Origin of the sequence: Chitinophaga sp. LS1 (assembly GCF_034274695.1) — a bacterium.
Lineage (GTDB): Bacteria > Bacteroidota > Bacteroidia > Chitinophagales > Chitinophagaceae > Chitinophaga.
This window is the reverse complement of the sequence record NZ_CP128362.1, coordinates 7,895,393-7,915,520: the sequence shown is the minus strand read 5'-3', so window position 1 is coordinate 7,915,520 and position 20,128 is coordinate 7,895,393. Positions and strand designations below refer to the sequence as shown.

20 protein-coding genes and 2 tRNA genes are annotated in these 20,128 nt (G+C 41.8%); 13 read left to right on the top strand and 9 right to left on the bottom strand.

Going from position 1 to position 20,128, the window contains the following annotated elements:
* From QQL36_RS32560 to QQL36_RS32525, 8 genes are read left to right on the top strand one after another with little or no spacing between them, the layout of a single operon-like run.
* Window positions 1–840, top strand: coding sequence for a 3-hydroxyacyl-CoA dehydrogenase family protein (locus QQL36_RS32560; RefSeq protein WP_321568122.1), 840 nt, complete (start codon window positions 1–3; stop codon window positions 838–840).
* A gap of 20 nt (window positions 841–860) precedes the next feature.
* Complete coding sequence (locus QQL36_RS32555) at window positions 861–1,889, top strand: HAD-IIIC family phosphatase (RefSeq protein WP_321568121.1); 1,029 nt, start codon at window positions 861–863, stop codon at window positions 1,887–1,889.
* 5 nt (window positions 1,890–1,894) lie between these two features.
* A complete protein-coding gene (locus tag QQL36_RS32550; protein ID WP_321568120.1) occupies window positions 1,895–2,158 on the top strand; it encodes an acyl carrier protein in 264 nt (87 codons plus the stop codon).
* On the top strand, window positions 2,148–3,290 hold the full coding sequence (locus QQL36_RS32545) for an acyl-CoA dehydrogenase family protein (RefSeq protein ID WP_321568119.1): 1,143 nt from the start codon (window positions 2,148–2,150) through the stop codon (window positions 3,288–3,290). Before QQL36_RS32550 ends, QQL36_RS32545 begins: the two co-directional genes overlap by 11 nt.
* Before the next feature lie 39 nt (window positions 3,291–3,329).
* Window positions 3,330–4,046, top strand: a complete 717-nt coding sequence (locus QQL36_RS32540) for a thioesterase II family protein (protein ID WP_321568118.1) — start codon at window positions 3,330–3,332, stop codon at window positions 4,044–4,046.
* Between the two features lie 40 nt (window positions 4,047–4,086).
* The gene (locus QQL36_RS32535; protein ID WP_321568117.1) at window positions 4,087–4,731 is read left to right on the top strand and encodes a 4'-phosphopantetheinyl transferase family protein; all 645 of its coding nucleotides are present in this window, start codon (window positions 4,087–4,089) and stop codon (window positions 4,729–4,731) included.
* 29 nt (window positions 4,732–4,760) lie between these two features.
* Window positions 4,761–5,939: a glycosyltransferase family 2 protein gene (locus QQL36_RS32530; RefSeq protein ID WP_321568116.1), complete on the top strand. Its 1,179-nt coding sequence runs from the start codon at window positions 4,761–4,763 to the stop codon at window positions 5,937–5,939.
* A gap of 4 nt (window positions 5,940–5,943) precedes the next feature.
* Window positions 5,944–6,585 (top strand): 4'-phosphopantetheinyl transferase family protein, encoded by a 642-nt coding sequence (locus tag QQL36_RS32525; RefSeq protein ID WP_321568115.1) that lies wholly within the window; start codon window positions 5,944–5,946, stop codon window positions 6,583–6,585.
* A 212-nt stretch (window positions 6,586–6,797) separates the two neighbouring features.
* Here the strand turns inward: QQL36_RS32525 and QQL36_RS32520 are convergent, their stop codons facing one another.
* On the bottom strand, window positions 6,798–7,691 hold the full coding sequence (locus QQL36_RS32520) for a transposase (RefSeq protein WP_321568114.1): 894 nt from the start codon (window positions 7,689–7,691) through the stop codon (window positions 6,798–6,800).
* A gap of 155 nt (window positions 7,692–7,846) precedes the next feature.
* On the opposite strand from QQL36_RS32520, the gene QQL36_RS35850 reads away from it, so the two are divergent.
* Window positions 7,847–8,107: a helix-turn-helix domain-containing protein gene (locus tag QQL36_RS35850; RefSeq protein WP_415751043.1), complete on the top strand. Its 261-nt coding sequence runs from the start codon at window positions 7,847–7,849 to the stop codon at window positions 8,105–8,107.
* A gap of 1,047 nt (window positions 8,108–9,154) precedes the next feature.
* Window positions 9,155–10,393, top strand: coding sequence for a group II intron reverse transcriptase/maturase (ltrA, locus tag QQL36_RS32515; protein ID WP_321568113.1), 1,239 nt, complete (start codon window positions 9,155–9,157; stop codon window positions 10,391–10,393).
* Here the strand turns inward: ltrA and QQL36_RS32510 are convergent.
* The 7 genes from QQL36_RS32510 to QQL36_RS32480 form a co-directional block, all read right to left on the bottom strand.
* Window positions 10,317–11,411, bottom strand: coding sequence for an AAA family ATPase (locus tag QQL36_RS32510; RefSeq protein ID WP_321568112.1), 1,095 nt, complete (start codon window positions 11,409–11,411; stop codon window positions 10,317–10,319). The genes ltrA and QQL36_RS32510 overlap by 77 nt on opposite strands.
* Before the next feature lie 420 nt (window positions 11,412–11,831).
* The gene (locus QQL36_RS32505) at window positions 11,832–12,143 is read right to left on the bottom strand and encodes a helix-turn-helix domain-containing protein (RefSeq protein WP_321568111.1); all 312 of its coding nucleotides are present in this window, start codon (window positions 12,141–12,143) and stop codon (window positions 11,832–11,834) included.
* 131 nt (window positions 12,144–12,274) lie between these two features.
* Entirely contained in the window at window positions 12,275–12,445 is a 171-nt protein-coding gene (locus QQL36_RS32500; protein ID WP_321568110.1) for a hypothetical protein, read from the bottom strand.
* 68 nt (window positions 12,446–12,513) lie between these two features.
* Window positions 12,514–13,137 (bottom strand): hypothetical protein, encoded by a 624-nt coding sequence (locus QQL36_RS32495; protein WP_321568109.1) that lies wholly within the window; start codon window positions 13,135–13,137, stop codon window positions 12,514–12,516.
* Window positions 13,138–13,785: 648 nt separating this feature from the next.
* Window positions 13,786–13,871: transfer RNA gene (locus tag QQL36_RS32490), tRNA-Leu, on the bottom strand.
* A 118-nt stretch (window positions 13,872–13,989) separates the two neighbouring features.
* A tRNA-Gly gene (locus QQL36_RS32485) sits at window positions 13,990–14,062 on the bottom strand.
* Between the two features lie 199 nt (window positions 14,063–14,261).
* Window positions 14,262–15,113, bottom strand: a complete 852-nt coding sequence (locus QQL36_RS32480; protein ID WP_321568108.1) for a hypothetical protein — start codon at window positions 15,111–15,113, stop codon at window positions 14,262–14,264.
* Window positions 15,114–15,259: 146 nt separating this feature from the next.
* On the opposite strand from QQL36_RS32480, the gene QQL36_RS32475 reads away from it, so the two are divergent.
* From QQL36_RS32475 to QQL36_RS32465, 3 genes are read left to right on the top strand one after another with little or no spacing between them, the layout of a single operon-like run.
* Complete coding sequence (locus QQL36_RS32475) at window positions 15,260–16,189, top strand: DUF3667 domain-containing protein (protein ID WP_321568107.1); 930 nt, start codon at window positions 15,260–15,262, stop codon at window positions 16,187–16,189.
* 8 nt (window positions 16,190–16,197) lie between these two features.
* On the top strand, window positions 16,198–16,977 hold the full coding sequence (locus QQL36_RS32470; protein ID WP_083725504.1) for an enoyl-CoA hydratase-related protein: 780 nt from the start codon (window positions 16,198–16,200) through the stop codon (window positions 16,975–16,977).
* A gap of 34 nt (window positions 16,978–17,011) precedes the next feature.
* Window positions 17,012–17,530, top strand: coding sequence for a hypothetical protein (locus QQL36_RS32465; RefSeq protein ID WP_143708941.1), 519 nt, complete (start codon window positions 17,012–17,014; stop codon window positions 17,528–17,530).
* 227 nt (window positions 17,531–17,757) lie between these two features.
* Here the strand turns inward: QQL36_RS32465 and QQL36_RS32460 are convergent, their stop codons facing one another.
* On the bottom strand, window positions 17,758–20,025 hold the full coding sequence (locus tag QQL36_RS32460) for a Tex family protein (protein ID WP_321568106.1): 2,268 nt from the start codon (window positions 20,023–20,025) through the stop codon (window positions 17,758–17,760).
* Window positions 20,026–20,128 lie beyond the last annotated feature (103 nt).

Here is a 20,128-nt window from a genome sequence, read left to right as displayed (position 1 = left end):
ATGATAGCAGTAATAGGAGCCGGTATAATGGGTACAGGCATTGCGCTTGACTTTGCCCTGAATGGATACAATGTAGTTTTGATTGATATAAGTGAAGAAGTGCTGAATACCGCCAAATCAAAATTGAGATCAGACTTGAGGATGGTAAAAATGGTAAAAGAGCAGTTTCAGCAGGTTACGCTGGAAGAAGTATTGGGGCGCATCAGGTTTGAAATTGGGTTGCAAAGTGTGGCGGAAGCAAACTTCGTGATTGAAAATATCCCGGAAAACTGGCAGTTGAAAGAACAATTATATAAAGAGCTGAACCCATTGATGAAAAAGGACATGACCCTTGCCATCAACACCAGCTGTATTGAAATTGCAAAAGTAGCCACCTGTTTCAATCATCCTGACCGTGTAATAGGTGCGCACTTTATGAACCCGGTTCCATTAAAGAAAATGGTAGAGGTTATCAAATCACCGCTTACAGAAGAAGATACACTGGCAGATATGAAGAAGACACTGGCAACGCTGGGCAAGAAGGCAATAGTGGTAAATGATAAGCCGGGCTTCGTCAGTAACAGGGTTTCCCATCTATATATGAATGAAGCAGCTATGTTGCTGGAAGAACAGGTGGCATCAGCAGCAGATATTGATCAGATTTTCACCCTGGGATATGGTCATGCAATGGGGCCATTGGCAACTGCAGATCTGATAGGAATTGATACAGTGGTTAATTCGTTGGAGGTACTATATGATAGCTATAAAGATAACCGCTTTATGTGTTGTAAGCTGTTGCGTGAAATGGTCGGTAAAGGCCTGTTAGGAAGAAAATCAGGAGAAGGGTTTTTTAAATATTGATTGATTAGAAAATACAAAATATGCCAAAAGAAGTAAAGTGTATTGTCTGGGATCTTGACAATACTATCTGGGACGGAACATTACTGGAAGATGCAGATGTAAGGTTAAAACCAGAAATGAGGGAGCTGTTGAAACAATTTGACGAGAGAGGAATTCTTCATTCTATAGCCAGTAAAAATAATGCAGATGATGCGATGAAGAAACTATCTGAGTTTGGTATAGATCATTATTTTCTTTATCCGCAGATCGCTTGGGATGCCAAGTCATATGCGATTACTGTTATTCAGCAACAATTAAATATCGGAAAAGATACCATCGTATTTGTCGATGACCAGATCTTTGAACGTGAAGAGGTCCTGAGCCAACATCCGGAAATAGAATGTATAGATGCAAAGATGTATCTGCAGCTGTCTTCCCTGGAACGGTTTAATCCCAGCGTGATAACAGAGGATACTGCTAACAGGAGATTGATGTACAAAGCTGATATCGACAGAAAAAATCAGGAAGAAGAGTTTAGAGGTCCGCAGGAAGAATTCATGGCAGGGCTGGATCTGCGCTTTATTATCTCCAAAGCAGAGGAAAAGGACCTGAAGCGTGTGGAAGAATTAACGATACGTACCAACCAGCTGAATGCAACCGGTGTAACGTATAGCTATGAAGAATTATTGCACTTTTCAAAAGCACAGGATTATGATCTGTTTGTGTGCGAACTGTCAGATAAATTCGGTTCATACGGTAAGATTGGCATCGCACTGGTTGAAAAATCACCGGAAACCTGGTGTTGTAAACTGTTGTTAATGTCATGCCGGGTTGTATCACGGGGCGTGGGAACGGTGATGCTATCACATATTATGTCAGCAGCAAAGAAGAACAATGTCAGATTATTAGCAGATTTTAAACAGACAGACCGGAATAGAATGATGTATGTCACCTTTAAGTTCGCAAATTTCTATGAGCTACGCAATGACAAAAATGGCAACATTCAGTTTGGTCATGATCTCGAAGAAATCCCTGGAATACCTAATTATATAAATGTTGAAATAATATAACAAAAATGGAAGTAAAAGAGAAAATCAGAAAGTTCATACTGAAGAACATTGTCGTGTTTGATGAGGAAAGTTCGGTAACCTTACATGATGATGATGATATTTTTAAGAAAGGATATGTGAATTCATTGTTTGGAATGAAACTGCTTGGTTTTATTGAAAATGAATTCGGGTTCACAGTAGAAAATGAGGATATCAAGCTGCAAAACTTTAGTACCGTTCATAACATTGTTAGTTTGATTGAAAAGAAAACCAATAAAAATGACAGATGATCAAAAGCAGATCCAGGAGAATGCCCGGATATTTGCAGCCAGCTATATCAGACCTTTCGCAACCCGGTTCGATGAAGAACAGGGTATATCCGAAGATCTGATAAAAGAAATGGCCAGGGCAGGTTATCTGGGGGCTACTTTCCCTGAAAAGTATGGTGGTATGGCCATGGATTGTATCAGTTATGGTTTAGTGACAGAACAATTTAGCAAAGCATGTTCCTCAGCAAGAGCCTTATTGACAGTGCATACTTCCCTGGTAGGCGAGACTATCCTGAGATGGGGGAGCGATAAGCAAAAGAATAAATGGTTACCACTGATCGCTGCTGGCGAAAAAATAGCAGCGTTTGCACTTTCCGAACCGGAAGTAGGGTCTGATGCAAGGAATATCAGAACTGCCTATAGCAGACAGGGCACAAAATTCCTGATAAATGGCAAAAAGAAGTGGATCTCTTTTGCTGAAATTGCAGATGTCTTCCTGGTTGTTGCACAGGACAATGGAACAGTATCGGCATTTCTCGTGGATGCAGATACACCCGGGGTGACTGTAACACCCATGAGAGGCTTTATGGCAAACAGGGGTACTTACATCGCCGAAATTACATTTACTGATTTAGAAGTATCTGAAGAACAGATGCTATTGTCTGAAGGAAGCGGCTTTACCTATATTGCTAATACTGCTTTGGATTATGGTAGGTATAGTGTGGCCTGGGCCGGTTTAGGGCTCGCCCAGGAATCCCTTGATGCAATGTGTCATTATGCTATCAACAGAAAACAGTTTGGACAACGGTTGTCATCATTCCAGTCTATACAGGATATGATCGCTGATACAACGATAAATGTCCATAGTGCCAGAGGAATGTGTTTGAATGCCGGTACACTAAGACGTGAAAAGCATGAGCATGCATACATAGAAACAATCATGGCGAAGTGTTTTACATCAAAGATAGCCAGAACAGCTACAGACAACGCTATACAGGTGCATGGTGCCAACGGTTGCCATAATGCTTATCCGGTGGAACGTTTATTTCGTGAGGCGAAGATCTTCGAGATTATTGAAGGTACTTACCAGGTACACCAGGAGGCCATAAGTAACTTCGGTATAGAACAATATGGTAAGCCATATAGACAATAGTGAATGACTACCTTGTAACCAGTGTGTTTTGACCTAAATATGATAGATAATAATATGGCTGAAAGGATAAAAGTATTCTGTATCCCATTTGCAGGAGGAAGTGCTGCAATTTATAATACATGGAAGGAATTAGCACCTTCTACAATCGAAATAGTACCTGTAGAACTGGCAGGAAGAGGCAGTAGGATGACCGATCCGCTTTATAAAGACATACATGCTGTAGTAAAGGATGTATTGTCCATCATTCAGCCCCATATCACCAGAGAAAGATATATACTTTTCGGACATAGTATGGGAGGATTGATCAGTTACTTGTTGTCAAGTGAAATTGCAAAAAGAGGATTGCCTCAGCCACTTCATCTTTTTGTGTCAGGAAAGGGAACACCGCACAATAACCGCCCTGACAAAAAGAAATATCATAAAATGCCATTCCCTGAATTTAAAGAAAAGGTGTTGAACCTAGGCGGTACACCAGAAGGCTTTTTTGATAGCCCTGAGTTAATGGAGTTGTTTCTGCCACTGTTAATAAGTGATTTTACGCTGGCAGAAACAGAGTTTGATGAACAGATCATTCATCCACTGGATTGTGATATCAGTCTGCTCATAGGAAATCAGGAAGACCTGACTTCAGAACAGATAGAAGGTTGGCGGGATTATACGAAGGGCGATTTTAATGTATATAGATTCGAAGGCGGACATTTTTTTATCCACGATCATAAACCTGCAATCATCCAATTGTTAAGCAACCATCAATAAAAATGATGCCCTGTTAATCCATTCATTTAAAATATGAAGAATGCTGCTTTATTATTCAACCATTGACACACCTTGTGAAGATGCAACCTGGAATTATCATTTTAAAATGCTCTCGCCTGCATGTAGAAAAAGGAATCTGTCGTACGGGCATAAAGCGGAAAAGAAGAGGCATTTATTAGGCAGATTATTGTTGAATAGCGGTTTTCAGACACTTGGTGCATCTGTTAACCCACTGGAAAACCTGCAGTACAACATATTCAACCGACCATTCGTAGAAGGTGACATTGACTTTAATATTTCGGCTGCAGGCAAATATGTGATTTGTGCAATGGGGCGAAATATTCGCTTAGGTATTGATGTAGAGCCTTATGCACAGGATGATATTACCTTTTATAAGCATACCATGAGTGATGCGCAATGGCAGGAAATTATCCTTTCTGAACAACCTGGCCGGGAATTTATAAACCGATGGACGGTGAAGGAAAGTGTCATGAAAGCTATAGGACATGGTATATACAACAAGCGTATGGAAAACATAATAATTAATGCAAAGGCCGGCACTGCCCATCATGGAGATATGACTTGGTATCTTCATTTTCCGCGCTTGGATGGTGACCATCAGGTTTGCCTGGCAAGTGATCATGTGATACCTGAATACTGTTTACAGGAGCTTAATTTTTTTTAGTCTTTTTCAAAAATATAATACCTAATAACGTGAATTTATCGGATTTCCATTTAGAATGGGTTCATAACCTGCCATTAGTTTGTAATCGTGTTGCACTGTTAATTCCACAGTATAATGAAGGTATGAATTGTAACATGGAAAAAAGGTTATATTACTTTAAAGAATTAGCCCAGGAATATAAGCATATTGTCGATGTTATATTGATTGATGATGGCTCAACTGATAATAGTTTGTCAGTAATGCAGGAGTTTGTGGCGAACCATTCAGACTCATTTTATCTGACCGCTGTGACACCCAATGCACAAAAAGTGGGTGCCCTATACGCAGTCGCAAATAATTTGCCACACGAGTTCGTTATACTGTCTGATTTTGATACAGATTTGATGTGTCTGCAAAATCTGGAACAGAGCCTGTCACAACTTGATGAAGATCCTGACATGATGGGGGCTTATTTCAAAATGATCCCTTATGAAGGAAGTGGCCTCTGTTTCCAGTTACAGCAAATGGAATATTCCTTTGCACGTATCTATTATAAATTTCATGATAAAGATAAAAGCGTACCGGTAATGCCTGGTGCGGGTTCCTGTTTTAAACGCGACATGCTGATAGAACTATATCATGAACATAGTGGTTTACGAAATGGTGAAGACAGGGAAACAACAGTGCTTGGAATGGAGAAGGGATATAAAACAATGTATGCGGATAAGGTATTGGCATTAACCCGTCCACCATTAACTTTTAAGGTATTGGCCAATCAGCGTAAGCGATGGTATGCGGGCTACCTTGAAACGGTGTTGAAGGAAAATAAATTTTACGTCTCGAAAATCCTGCGTTTCCATAGGATCGGTATCAGAACACTGCAGGATCTGTTAGGGGTATTAGTTTTATTATTACTCCCATTGGAACTGATCATCCTTTCAATTGTGAGCCTTAAACTGACAGCATCCCTGGTTGTTGGCGCTTATCTGTTAAGTATCTTGTATTATTTCACCCTGTTTGCAGCTAACAAATACGAGCGGACAGAAATTCGAAAAGGTAGCACCTGGTTGATTTTACTGTATCCTTTATTCTGGTTAAGTATCTCATTTCTTGCATGGTGGAGGGCTATTGGGGTTGTCCATAAAAGTAAAATTCTCGAAATTATGAAGAAGAAAAGGAAGAAGGTTACCTTACGAACAGTCTATAAAAAGATCTCACAGCAATTGTAGTTGTATGCATTCATGCAAAATTTATTACAGTTACTATATTGACAGGCTCAGTCAATCTCAATTGGATGAGCTTATATTTTCATTGCCATTCGTCATGCAGGGTAAAGCTTTTGCCTACCGGCGATGGGAGGATGCACATGCTTATGTATTAGGACGGACTTTACTGCGCCATGCATTGGATGGATCTGATTATAAATTAACTGACATAAAATATTCTACGCGTGGCCGTCCTTACATTCATGGGGTGGGAGATTTTAACATTACCCATTCGGGCAATTTAGTTGCCTGCTCTTTGACAACTCATGGCAGAATCGGGATTGATATTGAAATGCATCAACCCCTGAAAATGACAGATTTTACGCCGCAGTTTACAGCTGCCGAATGGCATTACATTCATCAGCATGCTGCACCAACTACCTCATTTTACGATCACTGGACGGCCAAGGAGGCCATCCTGAAAGCTGATGGAAGAGGTCTGATAGATGACCTCTCCTCACTGGAAGTGAGTAATTTTAATCAGGTGATATTGGATAATATAACCTGGTATCTGCATAGGATTGACCAATTTCCGGGTTATTCGTGTCAGGTTGCAACAGATCACCCCAATCAGCAATATTCCTTTATACCGGTTAAATTTCCATTGTAACATATTTAGGGCAGTTACGTTATATTTAATATAATTATTACATATTAAGGCATGAGGGCGTCCCATAAATAAATGAGGCGCTTTTTTCTTGTTATACCATGCGCTATAATAAGCCTTATATTTAGAAGCTTTTGTGATAAGCTATGATCCTATTAACTTTTATGGAGCGGGTAGCGATAAAAGGGGCACTAAAAAAGGGATTTCTCCCCTTTTTAAGCTATTTTCTTTCTCAGGTTATGCGCTAATGCCAATAATCCTGTTTCAACCCTGACTTTTTCAAGCCCACGAAGCATAAATCTTTTGAAGTTATGGTTATGCTTGATATTACCAAACACAGGTTCGGTGTCAAAACAACGTTGTTTACGTTTTGCTATTCCTCGCCTGGTTTTTAATCGTTTGTCTGCTCTTGATTTTAGCCGTTGTTGGTTGTGATTGATTGATATGATTCGATTTCCCTTACTATTATGGCATTGTTCCCGTAATCTGCACCATTTACAACTTTCAGTCTCATATCTGGTAATAGTCTGTTCAAAACCAGTGCTTGTCTTTTGGGTATAAGTTCCCACGTTTCTCATGGGTTTATCCTTCGGACAATAATAAATATCCCTGGCAGCATCGTAGCGTAGTTTATCGGAAGAGTAAGGTTTTTTATCCCGTGTTTTTTTGTGCTGATTCCTGTCAAATTGATTGTGTTTTACATACCCTGTGATCCGTCTTTTTTCAAGCCACTGATAATTCTGTTCGCTCCCATAACCTGAATCTGCGGTAATATTGGAGGCCTTTATACCATGATTTTTGATATGCTGCTTTAAATGTGGAATCAGGGTATTGGTATCCGTTGCATTTTGATGAAGGCTATAAGAAAGAATATATTGGTTATTGGTACTTATCTGCACATTGTACGCCGGTTTTAATTGCCCGTTTTTCATATGATCTTCCTTCATATGCATAAACGTAGCGTCAGTATCTGTTTTGCTTAAACTGTTTCTTTGATGCCCCAGTTCCTTTTCCTGCTTTTCATATTTATCCACCGCTGCTGGCCAATTCTTTTTAGCATAATTCAGTTTCTGCTTTATTTCTGAACTTGAATTTATAGACAGTACCATTGACCATACACATTGATATCTTACAACGTTAAAACGAAAAGCAGCACCTGAGCTTTTCGGGGATTTGTTCTGTGGTATTTATGATCATACCGTTTAATCGAATTGTAATATAGGAAAAATTACCGAATTAAGCATGCATAATCAGGTGTATTGAAATGTATAAATTATATATACGTTTGCCTTCTATGAAAAGTAAGGTTGACATATTAAAAGTATTTGGGGAAAACCTCAAAGCACTGCGGCAAGCGAAAGATCTTACGCAGATGGATGTCGCGATAGCATTAAATTCCACACCGGGATACGTTTCACGGTTGGAGAATGGCCATAATGAACCGGGTTTAACAGTGATTTACATGCTTTCTGAGGCTTTAGAATGTACCCCGTCAGATTTACTTCCAATTCTTCCACATAAATAGTCGATCGGCTAATTTATTTTCCTTGCCTAACTGTTGGCCAGATGTCAGCGGAGAAATATTAGCCCAAGTTTTAAATCTAATTGAAATCAACTTCAAAACCAGAGATAGGCTTTTGGATAAATAGGTTAAGCAAAGAAAGAGTTGGCTATGCATCAAAAATCTGGAGCAGGAAGTCCTAACGTATACGCCAGTTCCGATTTGTCCTGGTCGTTCCTATGCCCGTTCCATTTCCGGGTGGACAGATATTGATCATCAATGCATTGTGGGAGTATTTTGTTCCATTGCCTTTTTGAGCCAGAATTTGTTCCATTTTTGTTCCACAGGTGGCATTTCTGTTCCTCTAATGGGCGGGGAAGTGGTTGGCAATCAAGGCGAACTTCCTTTTTTTGTTCCACTTCGGCAAAAAGATGGAATGGAACGTTTCAGGTTATTGAGTGGGAGCGGAATGATCTTATTCATCGAGTTGTTCATTCTTCAGCCATCGATGGACGGTGGTCTTTGTGCGCTACGAACAGAGTATAATAATAAAGGGTATACTCTGATGCTAAATATCAAATGAGGGTAGGCCCCTCGGATTCGTTAAGCAGATGATGATTCCAAACTACCTTATGGTGCTGCAGCCAAAAGCTGTGGTATTGAGCGATAAGGAAAAGGCGTTGTTAAAACGTCAGGTATGTATTAAGAAGGCGAATGTAAATGAACCATTGATGAAGCGTCGAAACATCCTTAGACGATGTCAAAACCGGAGGCGAGGACTGCTTCGGGATAAGTAAGAGATGCTATCTGTTATGCTGCTCTTACGGCATCCGGCGTAGAAATGGCGCGATCTTAATACAGGTTGATATTTGGAACGTAGGAACCTTCGTCCCGATGTTAAGGGAGACCCTCAAGTAATGGAATTACAAGAGGTAGAGTACCGATGCGGGTTCAATGGGCGGAACTTCTCGTAATAGGAATGAAGCTCTTGTAATGAGAGTGGACTGAAGGGGAAGTATTATCCAGTTTTACTCACTAAGAAAACTGAGGGTGACTTCAGGAGGTACTGAAATGAACAAAACAAAACCTTTTTGTATTTCAAAGCAAGCTGTAATGGATGCTTACCTAAGGGTAAAAGCAAACAAAGGAAGTGCGGGTGTTGATGAAGTAAGTTTAGAAAAGTTTGAAAAAGACTTGAAAAACAATCTTTATCGGATATGGAACCGCATGAGTTCTGGAAGCTATATACCTCCTCCTGTATTACTGGTGGAAATACCTAAGAAAAATGGAGGTAAACGCCCTTTAGGTATTGCAACTGTTTCAGATCGCATTGCCCAAACTGTAGTTAAAATGCAGATTGAACCACTTATTGACCCGGTATTCCACGAAGACTCATATGGCTATAGGCCAAACAAGTCAGCACTGGATGCTGTAGGTAAATGTAGAGAACGTTGCTGGCAGTACAAATGGGTGTTAGATGTAGACATCAAAGATTTCTTTAACAGCATTCCGCATGAGCTGATGATGAAGGCTATGGAAAAACACATTGATTGCAAATGGGTATTGCTGTACATCAAAAGATGGCTAACGGCACCATTACAACGAGAGGATGGTACAATTACAGAAGTAACTAAAGGAACAGCTCAGGGCGGTGTTGTTAGCCCAATAATGGCTAATCTTTTTCTTCACTACTGTATGGATGAATGGGTAAGACACAAATTTCCAAATTGTCCATTCGAGCGTTATGCAGATGATAGTGTATTTCATTGTCAAACAAAGTCGGAAGCTGAGAAATTGAAAGAACAGTTGATGAAAAGGCTGAAGGAATGTGGAGTTGAAATGCATCCAGACAAGACCAAAATAGTTTACTGCAGAAGAGGACGCAAAAAGGAATTGTATCATGATGTACAATTTGATTTCTTAGGCTATACCTTTAGACCGAGGAAATCGCTTGATAAGTATGGAATCAGTTTCTTAAGTTTCTCGCCAGCAATCAGCAATAAGGCAGCCAAAACGATCCGTGAAAAGATGCGAGCATGGAATCTAACATCGAGGGCATGTGGTAAATTAGAAGATGTTGCGAGAGTAATCAATCCTATGATTACCGGTTGGATAAATTACTATGGGAAGTATCACAAAGAAAAATTGATAAATGTGCTGAAGCATGTGAATCTTTGGATACAAAAATGGGTAATGACGAAATACAAAAGATTTCACAAGCAAAGAGTCAAAGCTAAAGACTGGATAAGAAAGATCGTAGATCGAAAACCTTGTTTAATGGCTCATTGGCGGTTTGGTGTGAGAGTGTAAGGTTTAGGATAATAAAAGCCGTGTAAGCGGCGACGCTTAAGCACGGTTTAGTGAGAGGCTTAAGGTGAAATTCCTTTTGCCTACTCGACCCCTTGCCCAGGATGTGCGCTATTTCGTCAAGGGATTTATCCTGGCTGCGTAATGCCTTGGCTAGATCTTTTTGTTCGTCCTTATCTTTTAAGGATCTAATTCCTACATGTTCGGCTTCATTAACCCCCTCATAGACCAGCTCGAACCAGCAGCTGTCCGGTCTCAGGCGGATGAGTTTCGCGTTATCCTCTTCTTCAAAATGACGAGATTTTCCGCGCTTCAGAATGCGCAGCCCCTTATCCTGGCCGCTCTTGCGTAAGAAGAAGTCGCCGTCGGAAAGATCTGTTTTGATCCCGGAACCTGCTTGTAGGTCGCTTTCACTAAGTAAAGAATTGGTATGCTTCCTAAAGTGATCGGTAACTAAGACCGACGTTTGCGTGCCTTCACACAGTGCCAATAAGGTGAACATTAGCTTGGTGATTTCCTTGTTGTTGTTCGTGTCGACATCTGTAAAGGCCATGCGCAGGTTATCAATAATAATCAGTACCGGCTTCACTCTTTCGATAATAGTTACAATGTTGTGCAAATCATCCAGCATATTGCGGCGGGAAGTATATACCATTGCCTTGTATTGCTCGCCAAGTGGTAGCGGCGCATTGTCCAACAGCTTTTTAGACCGTCGCTGAACGCTTTTTTCACTTAATTCATTATTGATATAAAGTGTGTTGCCATGTAACGTAATGGCCTCCCCAAGAAAGGATGGCCATTCGGCTGCTATGGCAATGCAAAGCTGCATACAGAACCAGGACTTACCCGTACCTCTCGGCAAAGGGAAGTGAATCAAACAATTTTCGGGAATGTAATGCCCGAACAGCAATCGAAGCTCCTCCAGGTTAACGGCTTCCTGGGCCAGCCGGTACATACTTTTCAGGCTTGTCTTCGAGTAAAAGGATACCTGATCGGATAATTTGTGGGTAGAACCTGCCATAGTGAATTAGTGTTGTGATGGGAATTGCAAGCGGAGTTTTATTTCAACGGATAGTGGCTTATTTTGCTGGTGCATCCATATCCAGTTTGCGGCTGCAACTTTCCAATTACAGATGGAGAACCCTTTTTCCGTTTTCCACTTACGGGCCTTGTAATATTGGTAAAAGCCTTCGGCTGCTTTTTCACTCAACCCTTTTTAGTCGAAATAATTTTTTACATGCAGAAAGGGAGGAGGAATCTTTTCTACACTACCTTCTCTGCTACGGTGCGTTATTTTTTTTGCCATAAATGATTGCATTAAGTGTTAGCCGTTGGAGGAAACCTTTGCCGATGTCCCAAAGATTGCAGGTAATGGACCCGGTCAATCTGCCTGGCTTGGATGCAGGGGATGGATTTCATCTTGAAAGGATTTAATGGGTAACTAACCTTTTAGGGGTAAAATGGTCTTGGGAGCAAGTAAAATGGGCTCCGGTTTACCTTTCTGTTTGATATAGGTCAGGACCTCTGAGCGCAGGAAGTATACCCGACCCCGTTGCTTGTGACTAGGCAGGCCCCGTTTCATCCAGTCGTGCAGGGTAACGAGGGAGATACGGAATAACCCCGCAATCTCTTTCCGGGTCAGTAAAGGCTCTTCTTCAGGATTAGCAGGCGGGGTGTTAACCAAGCATTCCTTCAACGCCTCCTTAATCCATCTGCGAAAGTCATTTTCATTCGGAATAAATAAAGTATCCATAACAATGAGTTTATGGACGCAAAGATGGAAGGCCGTGAAAAGCCGGACAATGCCGGATTAGGTACAGATTTCTGAGTATTGAGTGTTAATAAGTTAATTTTAGTTCGGAGGCATAGCAGCAGGGGAGCGGGTTATCTTTTCCCAAAGAAGTGATTGGTCAGAGCGGCATCCAGCTCGCTGAAATCTTTATTGTGCTCCTTTGTTTCCTGGTTAATGCTGTTAATATTCTTCCTGATCGTTTCCGGTTTCAGCGTTTTGAATTCCTCAAAATGCAGATGGAGCATTGCGGTAATATCTGCCACAGAGATCTTTTTGAAAAGGCGGTCTCCTTTAGGTATCCCCAGATCTTTAAGGACAACCCAGAGCTGGATCAGTTTTTCTGCATGGGTATCATTGTGAAAACCATATTACCGGTGACAAGGGACCGGGTCATAGCGGCCATTCTTTCCTCAGTAGTGTCCATGAACTGATGCATCCGGTGCATCACTTTGTCCTGGATCGCCTGAATCTCCTGTTCTTTATCTTCGGGGGAAATACTTTGTCTGTTTTCGATGGCCGCTTTTAGCTCGACCTGCAAGTCAGTTCGAAGCTGTTGCTCTCGTTCCTGTTGTCTTTCTGTTACCCAGGTTTGGGTGGCATGCAATTTTAAGTAACGGCTTTTATTCGGACCCTTTTGCTGCCTTACGAGAATTTCGTAGGATAGGAATTTCAGGAAATCTTCCTTGTAGGGATACCGGCTATAATGGAATTCCAGGTATTTAATAATGTCGTAACCCTGGTATTCGTAGAGCTTATTGAAAATTTCGTTAGTGTACCGGATGGCAAAGGGCTCTTTAGGGAAATATAAATAATAATCCGACTGGTAAGGCGCGATTTTGTATTGAAAGTAGGCAGTAAAATTACCTGGCTGAGTAGAATAAGCAGAACGCCCCCCTAATTCTGCCAGCATATTCTGGGGCACCATCCTGGACAGTAGCCATTGTTTAATCTTCATAGTTAGCTGAGGTTTGGTATTGGTTTATTGAGGGAAATTAATAAAAATTACTGAGGGGCGACCATCACAACTCCACTACAAGGGGGCCGAAGCAGAGGTATCTTTGCAGATAGGTTATTATCCATTATGGATAATGCCATTTAACCAAATCAGAACCAACCTGTTTGAAAGATTGATTACTGCCTGTGATTGAAATAGACTGGGTTGCGGAGTTAGAGATGCGGCAGTAAAACGGGTATATGCTAAAGCATTGCGCTTTGATGTGGAACAATATGCAAAAGATGGCATCCCTTCTGGCCGTGAATGGTTGACTGAACCGTCAGGTGGTAATCCGTTCACATACGGGATAGATGCAGATAACGACACCTTTTGAAGTAGCAAGGAACATACCTGCAAAAAGATAAACCAGGAAGACGTTTACAATTTCAGTGATCCGAGAATATGGAGTATGATCTGCAGTTTATGGCAGAAGCAGTGGTTTAGAAGGACGATGGGAACTATTTTTGTTATCTTTACAATAGAAAGTTCTTTGACCTCATATCTCAAATCGTCAAATTGATTGAAAATAATTGGCTAGCAAAAAGGCAATGTTTGGAAATTGTTTGAAAATGACATAAAAAAAGGCCACTCGTTAAGAGTGACCTTTTGTGCCCCGGACAGGAGTTGAACCTGCACGAAACTTGCGTTCCAAGGGATTTTAAGTCCCTCGTGTCTACCAATTCCACCACCAGGGCAATTTTTTTGAGTCAAATATGTACAGGATTTTAAGTCCCGCGTGTCTACCGATTCCACCACCCGGGTGGCCCTAAACAAAAAATCCAAATTGCACTGCAATTTGGAAGTTTGTCAGTGAGCGGAAGACCGGGCTCGAACCGGCCACCCCGACCTTGGCAAGGTCGTGCTCTACCAAATGAGCTACTTCCGCTTGTATTAAGAACTTATTTCCCTCAGAAACAACCCGTTGTTTTTTCGTTGGGATTGCAAAGATAGGATTTGTTTTATAAAAACAAAAAAATCTTATCCTTATTTTTTAAAATTTGTAACCCACTACCCGAAAATCAAGCCCAGCCCAGCTTTAAAGTAAATAAAAAAGACTGCGATACCACAGCCTTTTCTAAAAATCTTTAAAATTTATATCTGTACCTGACCACACCTACCTGCACTTTCTGCCTGCCATATACATCCTGTGATTCTAACAGATCCATCTCATTGTACGTATTTCTGTATATGATATAATCGCCGGATGTAACATTCACAGTTGTAGTCGCCCCAATCCTGTTTTTCGCATCGTAGTCAAATACATAATCCGGTAACATCTTCTGTTTGGAAGGGTAGTAGCGGTAAATATCTGTCAGTAAACCCTGGTCATTGTACTTGTAATAGATCTTGCCTTTGTTCGTTTCCTGCTCTTCTACTATGTGTCCTGCACTATCCAGTACAAATTTAACCGTCGTTGAGTCCTCCAGCTTTTCCCCACGGAAATGGATCATTCTGGTAGGTCTGTTCAGAGAATCGTACACATACCGTCTTGTTTCTGATACTGTGTATTTATTCTTGGGATCCTCGGTTTTGACGTAAATTTCCTTGATATTATGGGAAGAGTCGTACTTGTCGTACGTATAAATGGTTGTAGTAATCACATTACGGGTACTATCCACAATCTTCGTCAGCTGACCATGGGGATTAAAGTACGTACGCATAATGGAACGGCCTGTAGCGATGGAAGCGGTCACTGTCATCAGCTGACGGTAGTCGTCCAGAAAATCCCGCTCACTCTTAAAGTCGTAATCGGTCTTCCGTCCCTCGGCATCGAGACTTACTACTATCTGAGATTGTACTTTGGCCTTTTTGAAATTAGCCTGGTTGGCCTCCGTCTGTTTGGTATTGAGGATATCCAGGTAATAATACTGGGCCCTGGCTCCTGTGTAAAGTCCCAGAAATATGGCTATTGTAAATAAAGTTTTCCTCGTGTACATATTAAATGCAAAAATAATGATTTAGGGGATGTTATGGATGAAGGATTTGTAAATTATTGAAATCCAGTCCCAACCCAATTTGGTATTCCACTAAAACGTAAAACAGATTAAAAAAATTATATTTATAGGACTAACACTTTAGCCATTTGAAAACACAACCTATCAGGGCAGAAAAAAACTGTCTTAATTGTGGCACCGAAGTTCCGGAGCGCTACTGTACTCATTGTGGTCAGGAAAATACCGTTCCTCACGAAACTTTCGGCCACCTGTTCAACCACTTCTTCGCCGATGTAATCCATTATGATTCAAAGACATTAATCACACTCAAGTACCTGCTGTTCCGGCCAGGGTTCCTCACCCAGGAATATACCGCCGGCAAAAGGGTCCGGTACGTGAATCCGATTAAGTTCTACATCTTTACGTCCTTCGTTTTTTTCTTCAGTTATTTCGCCTTTACGCATAAGGAAGAAAAAGGTGACACCCCAGGAGTGGTGGTCACCGAAAGCTACAACCTGAATGACTATGACAAAACGGATAGCGTCGCCAAAGCCTGGGCCGAAAAAATGGACAAGTACAAGGATGAAAAAGGCTATTTGGCCGCCCAAAAAGCCCTCCCTGAAAGTCAGCGGGATGGGATTATTACAAAACAGGCTGTCCGCCAGTATTTTAAACAGAAAGAACGGAAGGAAAAAGGAGAGGAGAGCATGGACGAACGATTCCAGCATAACTATCCTAAAATGATGTTCGTCTTACTCCCGCTATTTGCCCTTTACCTCAAATGGTTTTACCGCCGCAGCAAGCAATGGTTCTATGCCGACCATGCAATTTTCTCCCTACACTTCCATACGTTCTTTTTTATCTTCTACCTTTTCACCACCATATTAGATTGGCTCTTTAATGTAGATTTTATATCTGTTTTTGGACTTATCGTCGTCTTTATTTACCTCATGCTGTCATTAAAGAGAATCTATGGCGGCAAGTCATTCTGGAAAGCATTATTACTGGTGTTGTTATATAGTTTCACCCTCTTACTGGTCTTCACCGGGTTTTCATTATTGCTTACAATTTTGATGTAAATTAGGGGATGCAACCAGAATTTATAATCATACACCAGCAGGTAGCGCCATATGTTGCGCACATCCAATTGAACCGCCCTAAAGAACTGAATGCCCTCAATCTGCAATTAATGACAGAGCTGAAGGACGCATTAAAATCACTGGACGCAGACGAGAGTGTACGCGTAATCGTGATCAGCGGAAATGAAAAAGCTTTTGCGGCAGGCGCTGATATCAAACAGATGGCAGGGAAAACTGCCATGGATATGTATAATATAGATCAATTCAGTACCTGGGATACAATAAAGAAAACAAAAAAGCCGTTGATTGCAGCAGTAAGCGGTTTTGCATTAGGCGGTGGCTGTGAACTCGTTATGCTTTGCGATATGATCATAGCCAGTGAAACCGCCCGATTTGGACAACCTGAAATCAAGATCGGCGTGATGCCCGGAGCAGGAGGGACCCAACGCCTGACAAGGGCCGTGGGCAAAGCTCTTGCTATGGAAATGGTACTGACGGGAAAATTTATTACCGCAATTGAAGCATTAAATGCAGGACTAATTAACCGTATCGTTCCGGTTGAATTATATTTGCAGGAAGCAATCCAGTTAGCGACCGAAATTGCAGCACTGAGTCCACTCGCTGTACGCATGGCGAAAGAGTCTGTACTGAAAGCTTTCGATAGCTCGCTGGAAGAAGGCTTACATTTTGAAAGGAAGAACTTCTACCTGCTGTTTGCCTCCGATGATCAGAAAGAAGGCATGCAGGCTTTTGTAGAAAAACGAGTACCTGTATTTAAAGGAAAATGATAGCGGCTATAGAAAGGCCGTGAACAATGAAATCATGACATTTACCAAACAAGTGACAGCCATCACCGTGATGGCTACATGCATCTTCGGGTGCAAAGAACCCTCAATGAATAATGCAAGGGAGAAGAAAGACAACATTGAAGCGCCGGAGACAGATACAATGATAACCATTAACGACGCGGTTGAACTCGTGAAAGTGACCTCCTGGAAGCATTTTGAACAGTACGACGGCAAGTATATTACGGAAACGGATATACTGCAACGTGAACCGCTCAAATCGCGGCTTAAGACTTTGTTGGGAAATGATAACAATACCCTGCGCGAGCGTTTTGACGTCGCACCTCCTATTGAAGTAGAAAATGATGTACTGTATAACCAGGGCTGTCGTAAACACTATTGCGGGGCTGATGAAGCCGCGATTGCAATCGATATGAAATCTGATATCGTATATGCAGGTGTGGCGGCAAATGGGATTGTAAAGCTGTATAGTGAGCAGCGGGATCCGAGGTTTCCGGAAAAACTACTAAAGTGGAAAGAGAAATTCGGTAATTAAGTCAAATAAAAACATTCCTGAAAGAGGGAATTCACTAATGGAATGAGGTTATTTTTAGAAAAAGAAACATTCATAAAAGAGATAATTCACTAATGAGAATGAGTCCCTTTTCAGAAAAAGAAACATTCCTGAAACCGCGAATTCACTCATTAGCATAAAACCATTTTCAGCAAAAAGAGGCCCATTCCGGTAAGGAATGGGCCTCTTTATAATTATAAAACAAAGAATTAATTAAACTTCTTCTTCAACTCCGCCAGCTTAGCCTGGAAATCATTCAAAGGTGCTGGTGCAGCCTTTTTACTATTGTTGTTATTATTATCCGGTTTACGCTGCTGCTCCCTGTTTCTGGGTTGCTGCTGCTGCGCAGGCTCATTCGTCTTCATTGACAATGATATACGTTTACGGGATGGATCTACCTCCAACACTGTCACCGTCACCTTCTGGTTCAACTTCACCGCCTCATTAGGATTGCTGATATATTTATTGCTCAAATGAGAAATATGCACCAGACCATCCTGTTTCACCCCTACATCCACAAACGCACCGAAGTTCGTAATATTCGTTACCACACCTGGCAATGTCATACCTACTCTCAGATCTTCCATACTCTTGATCCCTTCCGCATATTCAAAGATCGCTATCTCATCGCGTGGGTCACGGCTTGGCTTATCCAACTCCTTCAGGATGTCTTCCAAAGTAAGCAGACCTACTTCTTCACTTACATACTCCTTAGGGTTGATCTGCTTACGCAGATCTTCTTTCGCTATCAGATCCTGCACAGTACAATGCTGTTTGGAAGCCATGCTTTCAATCAGTTTATAACGCTCAGGGTGTACTGCTGAATTATCCAGTGGGTTATCGCCATTCTCAATACGAAGGAACCCCGCACACTGTTCGAACGCCTTTTCACCCAAACGGGTTACTTTCTTCAGCTGTGAACGATTGCTGAATGCACCATTCTCCTTACGGTATTTTACAATATTCTCCGCCAGACTTGGCCCTAAACCAGATACATACGCCAGCAGGTGCTTGGATGCCGTATTCAGGTTCACTCCTACATTGTTCACACAACTTACCACTACTCTGTCCAGGCTCTGTTTCAACTGAGACTGATTCACATCGTGCTGGTACTGACCCACACCAATCGCTTTCGGATCAATCTTTACCAGCTCTGCCAGCGGATCGATCAGTCTGCGGCCAATAGATATGGCGCCACGCACAGTTACATCAAATTCAGGGAATTCCTCACGCGCTACTTCAGATGCAGAATACACAGAAGCACCACTTTCATTCACCATGAATACGTTGATCTTTTTACCAAAATCAATCTTCTTCACAAATTCTTCTGTCTCTCTACCAGCAGTACCATTACCAACTGCGATAGCAGAAGTGTCATAACGATCAGCCCATTTTTTCAGCAGGGCTTCTGCGTCATCACGTTTATAGTTCTTTTCCAGTGGGTAAATTACATCGTTGTCCAGCATATTACCCTGGTTGTCCAGTGCTACCACTTTACAACCGGTTCTATAACCCGGGTCAATGGCAATTACAGCTTTAGGCCCCAGTGGTGCAGCGAGCAACAGCTGACGCAGGTTCTCTGCGAACACCTCGATTGCTTCCTGATCCGCCCTGTCCTTTGCCAGTGCACGGAATTCATTTTCCAGTGAAGGACGCAGCAGACGTTTGTAAGAATCTGTGATCGCTTTTCCTATCTGCTCTGCAGCAGCATTGCGGGTGGTAATGAATTGTTTATCCATGATCTCAATCGCATCTTCCTCATTAGGCGCGATGGTGCCATAGAGGAATCCTTCCGCCTCTCCACGCAGAATAGCCAGTACACGGTGAGAAGGTATTTTGCTGAAATCTTCGTTGAAATCGAAGTAATCTTTGTATTTATTGCCTTCCTCTTCTTTGCCTTCAATCACTTTGGATGTTAAAACAGAAGTATGGTTGAAAAGCTTACGCATTTTGTCACGCAGCTCAGCATTTTCGTTAATCCACTCAGCCATGATATCGCGGGCACCTTTCAGGGCTTCGTCCGTAGAGGCTACCTGCTCGTTAAGGAACTGTTCTGCAAGGGATTGTGGTATACCTTCCTGTTGTTCAAACAGCATTTTAGCCAGTGGTTCCAGGCCTTTTTCAATTGCCACAGTAGCCCTGGTCTTACGTTTGGGTTTGTATGGCAGATAAATATCTTCCAGTTCTGTCAGTACCCAGGTAGTTTCCAGTTTGTCCTGCAGCTCAGGGGTCATTTTCTCCTGGTCTGTAATGGTTTTGATAATGAACGCACGACGTTCATCAATCTCCTTGTAACGTTTCTGGAGGTCTTCAATACGGCCTATCTGCACCTCATCAAGGCTGCCTGTCACTTCCTTACGGTAGCGACTGATAAAAGGTACCGTAGACCCTTCTGCCAGCAAATTCATGGTATTCTCAGCTGAACGGGCTGGAATGCCCAATTCAGACGAAATAAGTGCAATGTGTTTGGTATTCATGAAACGAAAATTAGTCTTTTTACGGTGATTAAACCGGCCGACAAATGTAAAGAAAATGCCTTTGTCATCAGCAAAAAGAAATTAACATATGATGGCCGGCCGG